The sequence below is a fragment of the Streptomyces sp. NPDC058751 genome (assembly GCF_042746485.1).
In the GTDB taxonomy this organism is placed as follows: Bacteria; Actinomycetota; Actinomycetes; order Streptomycetales; family Streptomycetaceae; genus Streptomyces.
Map to the genome: position 1 here is coordinate 77,812 of NZ_JBHYPZ010000043.1, position 7,711 is coordinate 85,522.

The 7,711-nt window shown below is 70.1% G+C and carries 8 protein-coding genes; 5 read left to right on the forward strand and 3 right to left on the reverse strand.

The window, feature by feature from the left end; genetic code table 11:
• Positions 1–24 precede the first annotated feature (24 nt).
• The gene (locus ACFW6B_RS32145; RefSeq protein ID WP_386601593.1) at positions 25–621 is read right to left on the reverse strand and encodes a TetR/AcrR family transcriptional regulator; all 597 of its coding nucleotides are present in this window, start codon (positions 619–621) and stop codon (positions 25–27) included.
• Positions 622–871: 250 nt separating this feature from the next.
• Here ACFW6B_RS32145 and ACFW6B_RS32150 point away from each other — a divergent pair, with 250 nt between their 5' ends.
• Complete coding sequence (locus ACFW6B_RS32150) at positions 872–1,480, forward strand: ATP-binding protein (RefSeq protein WP_386601595.1); 609 nt, start codon at positions 872–874, stop codon at positions 1,478–1,480.
• Between the two features lie 66 nt (positions 1,481–1,546).
• Here ACFW6B_RS32150 and ACFW6B_RS32155 read toward each other — a convergent pair whose 3' ends face one another.
• Positions 1,547–2,371, reverse strand: coding sequence for an alpha/beta fold hydrolase (locus ACFW6B_RS32155; RefSeq protein ID WP_386601597.1), 825 nt, complete (start codon positions 2,369–2,371; stop codon positions 1,547–1,549).
• Positions 2,372–2,501: 130 nt separating this feature from the next.
• Positions 2,502–3,470 (reverse strand): MHYT domain-containing protein, encoded by a 969-nt coding sequence (locus ACFW6B_RS32160; protein ID WP_386601599.1) that lies wholly within the window; start codon positions 3,468–3,470, stop codon positions 2,502–2,504.
• A gap of 321 nt (positions 3,471–3,791) precedes the next feature.
• Here ACFW6B_RS32160 and msrA point away from each other — a divergent pair, with 321 nt between their 5' ends.
• From msrA to ACFW6B_RS32180, 4 genes are all read left to right on the forward strand, one after another.
• The gene (msrA, locus tag ACFW6B_RS32165) at positions 3,792–4,304 is read left to right on the forward strand and encodes a peptide-methionine (S)-S-oxide reductase MsrA (RefSeq protein ID WP_386601601.1); all 513 of its coding nucleotides are present in this window, start codon (positions 3,792–3,794) and stop codon (positions 4,302–4,304) included.
• A gap of 482 nt (positions 4,305–4,786) precedes the next feature.
• Positions 4,787–5,098 carry a WhiB family transcriptional regulator gene (locus ACFW6B_RS32170; protein WP_386601603.1) on the forward strand — a complete coding sequence of 104 codons (312 nt, stop codon included), beginning with the start codon at positions 4,787–4,789 and terminating at the stop codon, positions 5,096–5,098.
• Between the two features lie 130 nt (positions 5,099–5,228).
• Positions 5,229–5,369, forward strand: a complete 141-nt coding sequence (locus ACFW6B_RS32175; RefSeq protein ID WP_386601605.1) for a hypothetical protein — start codon at positions 5,229–5,231, stop codon at positions 5,367–5,369.
• A 611-nt stretch (positions 5,370–5,980) separates the two neighbouring features.
• Positions 5,981–7,531 (forward strand): peptidoglycan-binding protein, encoded by a 1,551-nt coding sequence (locus ACFW6B_RS32180; RefSeq protein ID WP_386601606.1) that lies wholly within the window; start codon positions 5,981–5,983, stop codon positions 7,529–7,531.
• Positions 7,532–7,711 lie beyond the last annotated feature (180 nt).

A 7,711-nucleotide genomic window follows, 5' to 3' on the forward strand; every position in this document is an offset into this window, starting at 1 on the left:
ACGTACCGAAGGGCCGGACGCGCCTCAGCTGACGTGCCAGCCGGGTTCGAGGCGGTCGAGGAGTGCGCGGAAGGCCTCGTCCGCCCGCTCCTGACCGCCCTCGGTGAGGGAGGCGACGACCAGACCGAAGGTCGCGTCGACCAGGAGGGCGGCCTCCGCCCGGGCCCGGGCCCGCGTCATGCCGAGGTTCCCGAAGGCCGAGGCGAGCAGGTCCGTCCACTCGGTCAGCAGGTCACTCAGGACGGGGCCGTACCGGTCGGGGTCGATCAGGCTGGCGATCATGATCTCGAGGTAGAGGGGGAGGGCCGGGCGCAGGTCGGGGGCGCCGAACCGCCGCCAGGTCTCCTCCATGAAACGGCGGAGTCCCGCCGCGTCCCGCGGGGAGTCCGGGGAGGCGAGCGTCTCCCGGGCGAGCAGGAGGGGACGTCTCTCGTCCAGGGCGAGCGCCTCGGCGACCATGGCCTCCTTGGTCCCGAAGTAGTACAGGAGCATGCGGTCGCTGGTGCCCAGGGCCCGGGCGAGAGGGCGCAGGGACAGCCCGGCGAGGCCGTTGCGCACCAGGTACGCACGGACCCGGTCGGTCAGATCACGCCGTTTGGCCTGGTCGGAGGGTCGTGGCATGCGGGCTCCCAGCGGTTCCGGTGCGGCCGGGGTAAGGCCGGGATGTGGTCGTGTGACACCAGACACATTCCATATGTCCCGTTATGTACTCTTGGAAAAGATTTTTACCGTAGCGACCGCTACATACATATTTGTTATCGTGACGGTCGTTACGTGAACGCGTGACCTGACGCATGTCCGGACCGGTCCTCGACGGGTCCGTGCCGCTTCGGCGGTGTGGTCGCCAGCAGTGCGGAAAGGACTGATTCCCATGGCCCCGGGGGCCATCGACCTCGTGGCGGCATCCCGCCGGGGGCGCTTCACCCGGCTCGACCGCCGGCCCGAGGAATCGGGGCGCGAGGGGGCCACGAGACGCGATCAGCAGAACGGGGCATCCGTGGAAGCAGCACCCACGTCGTGGCTCGCCCGGAACCGGGCCCTCTGGGCGCGTGCGCTGCAGCCCGTACGTCCTCTCGACGCGCCCCGTGCCCGGGTCACCCCCTGGGAAGCCTCCTGGCCCCTGTCGCGGGAGCTGACCTCCGCCCGCCGGGCCCGCCGTCTGGTGACGGCGCAACTGGGCGAGTGGAACCTGGAGGAACTGGCCGACACCGCGGAGCTGCTGGTCAGCGAGCTGGTCACCAACGCCCTGCGCCATACGCGCGGCCCGCTGCGGCTCAACCTGTCCCTGCGTGAGGACCGTCTGGTGTGCGAGGTCGAGGACACGGAGCCCCTCGGTCCCGTACGGCGCGAGGCCGACGCCGACTCCGAGGGCGGCCGCGGCACCGAGCTGCTCGACCTGCTCGCCGAGAGCTGGGGCAGCACCTGCACACCCACCGGCAAGACCATGTGGTTCGAGGTCCCGGTCCAGGCGCCGTCGTAGTACCAGCCGCGGTACCAGTGGAACCCCACCCGTGTCAGGGCTCCCGACCGAGCGGCCCTCCCGGGCTCAGGGCCGGCGCTCCGTCGCCGTCACGTGGGCGGACAGGAAGTCGAGGAGGGCGGCGTTGAACAGTTCGGGCCGTTCCGCGCCGGGGAGGTGGCCGGCGCCCTCGACGACGGTCAGGACCGCGTGCGGGACGAGTTCACGGATGGCCTCCGCGTCGGCGACCGGTGTGTAGACGTCGTCGGCGCCCACGACGATCAGCACGGGGGACCGTACGGCGGCGAGCGTGTCCCGGTAGTCGGGGCGCTCGGCCCGTCCGCGCAGGGCCGCCGCGGCACCGCGGGGATCGGTGGCGCGCATCATCCCCATGACGTTCCGGGCGACGTCGGGCAGCGCGGTGACGTTGTACCCGGCGAGCATCTTGCCGATGACCTCGTCCGCGTAGCCGTTCATCCCCTCCGCGAGGAGACGGTCGGCCAGCCGGTTGCGGAAGGCCCTGCCCTCGTCCGTCTCGGCCGGGGCGGAGGTGTCCGACAGGACGAGCGCGCGGACCCGGTGGGCGTGGGAGCGCTGCACCTCCATGGCGATCTGCCCGCCCATCGAGACGCCGCCCACCACCGCCCGGTCGATGTCCAGGTGGTCCAGGAGCGCGACGAGGTCGTCGGCGAAGTCGGAGAGGTACACGGGACCGGCTTCCGCCGGGCTGTCGCCGTAGCCGCGAAGGTCCGGGGTGATGACACGGTGTCCGGCCGCGACGAGCGCCTCGGTCTGGGGAGCCCACAGGGTCCGGTTGAAGGGGTGCCCGTGGACCAGCAGGACGGGCAGCCCGTCCGGGGATCCGGTGTCGTCGTAGTGGAGCGTCGTACCGCGTAAGTCGATGGAGGCCATGCGGGCACCCTAGTCCCAAGATCGTTCCAGGGGGCCGGAAGCGTCGCACGGGTTGTGCGGAGACGCCGACGGCCCGGCGCGAGCGCGAGGTCGGTCGCGTCGGCCGGGCCGTCGGCGGGTGCGGGAGGGGCTACTCCGCCTCGTACCGGGTTCCGTAGGAGTCGCCGGCGCCCGTGTCGCCGTACTGGGCGCGCCCGTCGGCGGGCCACTGCTGCGCCGTCGACGACCAGTGGTCGGCCTGCGGGGCGCTGTGGGCCATCGGAGCAGGGGAGTCCTGGATGCCCGCCACCTGCACCGGCATGGTGTTTCCATGTGCGACGACCTTGGAGCGTCCGTCGGCCGGCTTGCCCCGGCCGCTGTCGCCGAGCATCAGCACCGGGTCGAACATGACGACGGCCGCGGCGAGGATGAGGAAGATGACCGGGCCGAGGAGCATCGGCAGCAGGAGCGAGGAGCCCTCCTGGCCGCTGATGGCCGAGGTCGAGTGGATGCTGTTGTGGAGATGGACGTCCACGGCGGCCATGCCCGTGTAGTGCATGCCGGTGACGGCCAGGCCCATGACGAGGCTGGCACCCAGCGTGCGGAGGAAGCCCTGCACGGAGACGGCGGCCCACAGCGCGGCGGTCGCGGCCACGAGGGCGATGACCACGGACAGGGTCACGGTGAACGCGTTGTAGCCGAGCTCTCCGTTGAGCTGCATGGCGAACATGCCGAGGTAGTGCATGGTCGCGACGCCGAGGCCGGTGATGGAGCCGCCCACGGTGAGGGCCGCGCGGGTGGCACCGCGGTGCCCGACGATGAAGACGCCCGCGGAGACCACCACGATCGCCACGGCGAGGCTGAGCAGGGTCAGCGGGAGGTCGTAGGTGATGGGCGTCTCCGCCACGGAGAAGCCGGTCATGGCGATGAAGTGCATCGTCCAGATCCCGCAGCCCAGGGAGCTGGCCCCCAGGGCGAGCCAGCCCAGCCTCCACCCGGGCTCGTGGTGCACCGTCCGCACCACACAGCGCAGCCCCAACGCCGAGCCCACACAGGCCATGACGTAGGCGGCCACCGGTGTGACCAGCCCGTAGCTGAAGCCGTTGATCGTGCCGTTCATCCGCTCCCTAACGCTTTACCGCTGACATACGAAGGACATTGAGCCCTTTCCCTGGTAGCGATAGCAAATTCTCAAGCCGTTGTCGGTTGAATCTTGCGCGATCGTTATCGATCTCGTACGGGCGCCCGCGCGCGGGTGGTTACGAGGTGTTCGGTGTCCCCGTCGCGTCCCGGATGTCCTGCCGGGAATTTCGACCTGGTCCTTCGGCCTTGTGCAGTGCGGTGCCACGTCGTCGTGAGGACGGGGCGGACGGACCGGAGGCGGCCTGTGAGACGGTGCCTGTACGGGTCCGACGAGGACTAGGGAGAAGGGGTGCGTGCGATGAGCCGGAACGAGGAGAAGGCGCTGCTGGCCGGCGGCTGCTTCTGGGGCGTGCAGGAACTGATCAGGACGTTCCCGGGTGTCCTGGACACGCGGGTGGGGTACAGCGGCGGTGACGTGGCCGATGCGACGTACCGCAACCACGGCACGCATGCCGAGGCGATCGAGATCACGTTCGATCCCACGAAGACCGACTACCGGACGATCCTGGAGTACTTCTTCCAGATCCACGACCCTTCGACGAAGAACCGGCAGGGCAACGACATCGGTCTCAGCTACCGGTCCGCCATCTTCTATGTCGACGACGAGCAGAAGCGGGTCGCCGAGGACACCATCGCGGACGTCGACGCCTCCGGACTGTGGCCCGGGAAGGTCGTGACCGAGGTCGCGCCGGCCGGCCCGTTCTGGGAGGCGGAGCCGGAGCACCAGGACTACCTGCAGCGCTACCCCGACGGTTACACCTGCCACTTCGTCCGGCCGAACTGGCGGCTGCCGAGGCGCGCGGAATCCTGAGCGGGGTCCCGAGCGGAATCCCGAGCGAGGTCTGACGGCCCGCGGCCCGGTCCGGCCGCGGGCCGTCGGGCTGTCGGGCCGCGCCCCGGGGCCGAGTGAGCGGCCTCGGGCACCGGAACCGTCCGCCGTCCGAATCGCCCCGGCGGACGAAGCGGATGAACAACCCCGGCGGATCAGACGTACTTCCTGGGTGAACCGCCCCGGCGGATCAAGGCGTACCCCTTCCGTTCGGGCCCGGCCACCCGTGCTCGGTGTGCACCGTGCCGGTCGGCCCGGTCCGGGAGCGCCGATCCGGACGGTGAACCGTCGAGTCACCTCCATAGCGTCGCCGCGTGCGGGAGGCAAGCTGGGCTCACTCGAAGGTGTGGTGCCGTACGGCAGATAGGATTGCGGTCCTCGAAAGGCGTAGTGTCATATGCCTGTTGCCCAGGGCAGGCGGGCAACTCGCATACGGGGGCCAGGGGAGAGGACGGCATCACGAGATGACGAGCACCGACTGGAGTGATCGAGGACTGTGCCGCAAGGCCGATCCTGACGACCTGTTCGTCGAGGGCGCGGCACAGAACCGGGCCAAAATGCTGTGCGTCGGCTGCCCCGTGCTCACCGAGTGCCTCGCCTACGCGCTGGACCAGCGCATCGAGCACGGTGTCTGGGGAGGCATGACCGAGCGTGAGCGCCGCGCGCTGCTGCGCCGCCGGCCGACGGTCACTTCCTGGCTGAACCTCCTGGAGACGGCCCGGATGGAACACGAACGCTCCCAGGCCACCGTGGCGACCGCCGCCAGGGCGAGCTGACCTCCGCCCGTATCCGTGTCCCTTGTGCGGTGCGACCTCTGGTCTCTGAGGCATGCACGGATTCCGGGGGCATGACCGGCGCCCCGCTCGTCGTGGAGGAGCGGGGTCTGCCGCGTGCCGGGTCGCGCCGGTGGGCGTGACGGGCGCCGATCTGGTGGTGTTCGCCACCCCTCTGACGGGCCGGCAGCGTCAGGCGCCGGCAGTGATGTTCGGCCGCCCCGCGGTCGATCTCTCCGAGATCGACCCCGCCGGCCGAGGCCGCATCGCGTGATCCGTGCGGCAGCCCGATCGCACGGCCGCTTCCGCGTGGACGGCGAGCGAGTTCTCCGCTGCCCGATGAACTCCCGCCGCACCGGCTCACGGTGGAGACTTCCGTACGAAAAGAGGCCGGAGACGCCTCGAAGAGACAGAACGCCGAAATGGGCCAAGTGCGCGGAGGACGCCACGCGTACGTTTTTTCCGGCCGCCCTGATCGATCGAATCAAGCCAGTTGTGCGGTCCGGCATTGTGCGCAAGGGCTTGAACTGTCACCGTCATGGCCGGAATAGCAGCCCGATCATGACTTTCGAAAACCTCAACTCCGTTGCCATGTAGGAATGTTGGCCCACAACCGTGCCGACCTGGCCGAAATGCCGAATTCTCCCATTACCGGACGCGGGCCCGAGGTAAACGTCTGCCGGGCGGGCGACACCTTCCACGAACGACACATCACGGCAGTGTGCGGTTTCGGCTCGGACGATCTCCGACGGTAATCCGCATATCCAGCGAAGGAGACGTTTCGCGGTCATGAAGACGAGTTCATTTCGCGTGCACGACGACAGAACGCCCACCGGGCATCGAGGCGCCACAAGCGCGAGACCGGGTTGGAGAGCCAGGACCGGGGTGTTCGCCGCGACGACGGCGCTCCTCTCGGCCGGCACCCTGATCGGCGCCGGTCCCGCCTCGGCGGCGCCCGCGGCGATCAGGCTGACGTCCTCCTCCTGTCCCGGTGTGATCCAGCAGGGCCAGACGAGCGGCTGTGTCACGGAGTTGCAGAACCTGCTCAACGCCCACGGCGCGGGTCTGGCGGTGGACGGCGTCTTCGGGCCGAACACCCGCTACGCGGTGCGCGAGTACCAGTCCTCCACCGCGATCGCCGTGGACGGGCTGGTCGGCCCCCAGACCAAGGCCAAGCTGTACGCGACCGGCGGCTCGGCCCCGGCGCCGGTCAACCTCACCTCCTCGTCGTGTCCGGCGAACGTCGTCCAGGGCGACAAGGGCGGCTGCGTCACGGAACTGCAGCGACTGCTCCGCCACTTCGGCCACTCGATCGACGTGGACGGCGATTTCGGCCCGGCGACGTACGGCGCGGTCCGCAGCTTCCAGTCCGCGCACGGCCTGTCGGTCGACGGCCAGGTCGGCCCGAACACCAAGCGGGAGCTCTACGACACCGACGAGTCCGTCTCCACCGCGCTGGACCTGCGCTCGGCCTCCTGCCCCGCGAACATCGTGGAGGGCCAGAGCGGCGGCTGTGTCGCGACGCTCCAGGCCCTCCTGAACGGCAAGGGGCAGCACCTGGACGTGGACGGCGAGTTCGGCCCCCTGACCCTGGCCGCCGTGAGGTCGTTCCAGTCCTCGGCGGGACTGAGCGTGGACGGGCAAGTGGGTCCGAACACCAAGGCCGCCCTGTACGCGAACATCAGCTCGGGCGGCGGCAGCGGCGCACCGGCCCCGATCAACCTGAACTCCGGCTCGTGCCCCGCGAACATCGTGAAGGGCCAGCGCAGCGGCTGTGTCACCGAGTTGCAGAGCCTGCTCAACCACCACGGCGCGGATCTCGCCGTCGACGGCGAGTTCGGGCCGCTGACCGACAGCGCGGTGCGGGACTTCCAGGCCGAGAAGGGGCTGTCGGTCGACGGGCAGGTGGGCCCGAACACCAAGGCCGCCCTGTACGGCGCCGTCACCCCGCCCCCCTCGACCCCGCCCGGCGGCGGGTACGGCAAGCTCCTCGACGTGGCCGCGGCCGAGGTCGGCACGGTCGAGGGCAGCGCCCGGGCGAACAGCTACGGATCGTCCGTGGGCCTGTCGCTGTCCACCCGCAACTACGCCTGGTGCGCGGCCTTCGTGAGCTGGGTGGCCAAGCAGACCGGGGCCAGTTCCTACCGCAACTCGTACGTCGTGGGCTGGGTCAAGCAGGCGCGGGCCGGCAACTACCACCTCTCCGTGACGACGAACCCGCAGCCGGGCGACATCGTGGCCTTCGACTGGAACGGGGGCAACAACTACAACGGGGGACAGGCGCACATAGGCATCGTGCGCACGGTGAGCGGCGGCTCCGGCTTCACCACGGTCGAAGGCAACACCGGTAACCCCAACGGCGGGTCGGACGGCGTCTACGTCAAGTCCCGCAGCACGAACAGCGGATACGACGTGACGTTCATCCGGGTGCGCTGACCGCGGACCGGCCGACCGGAACCGTCGCCCGGCTCCGGGCTTCCCGCTAGGCTCAGGTCCGTACCTGTGGTCAGCGGGAAGGGCGAAGCGCCCGTGATGCGGCCGTCGTGCCCGTCATGAGCGTCGGCCGTCCCGTTCGGAGCAGGCGGTGTGACCCGTCCGTGGCGGCGGCGTCCGGAC